Annotated in this window: 1 protein-coding gene; it reads left to right on the top strand. The window is 40.4% G+C overall.

Annotated features, from left to right (window positions below; genetic code table 11):
- Window positions 1-659: Rib/alpha-like domain-containing protein (locus ACTFWY_RS17820; protein WP_439948539.1), on the top strand; the 659-nt coding region annotated here is incomplete at both ends.

Here is a 659-nt window from a genome sequence, read left to right as displayed (position 1 = left end):
GTTAAGGTACCAGTAACAGTCAAAGATAAAGTAGATTGGGTAGAAATCAAACCAATTCCAACAATTGAACCAGAACAAATCATGCCAGAAGAAGTTCATAAAGGAGAAGGAGTTGACCTAACGGACAACATTCTCAATCTTCCAGAAGGAAGTAAAGTGGAAGTCGTCACCCCAGTGGACACTACACAAGTAGGTGAACATAAAGGAGAAGTGAAAGTCACCTTCCCAGATGGATCAAGTACAACGGTTAAGGTACCAGTAACAGTCAAAGATAAAGTAGATTGGGTAGAAATCAAACCAATTCCAACAATTGAACCAGAACAAATCATGCCAGAAGAAGTTCATAAAGGAGAAGGAGTTGACCTAACGGACAACATTCTCAATCTTCCAGAAGGAAGTAAAGTGGAAGTCGTCACCCCAGTGGACACTACACAAGTAGGTGAACATAAAGGAGAAGTGAAAGTCACCTTCCCAGATGGATCAAGTACAACGGTTAAGGTACCAGTAACAGTCAAAGATAAAGTAGATTGGGTAGAAATCAAACCAATTCCAACAATTGAACCAGAACAAATCATGCCAGAAGAAGTTCATAAAGGAGAAGGAGTTGACCTAACGGACAACATTCTCAATCTTCCAGAAGGAAGTAAAGTGGAAGTCGT

Origin of the sequence: Enterococcus sp. 125944 (genome assembly GCF_051909435.1) — a bacterium.
Taxonomy (GTDB): domain Bacteria; phylum Bacillota; class Bacilli; order Lactobacillales; family Enterococcaceae; genus Enterococcus_D; species Enterococcus_D gallinarum.
The sequence above is the reverse complement of the archived record's forward strand: the minus strand, read 5'-3'. Positions and strand labels throughout refer to the sequence as shown.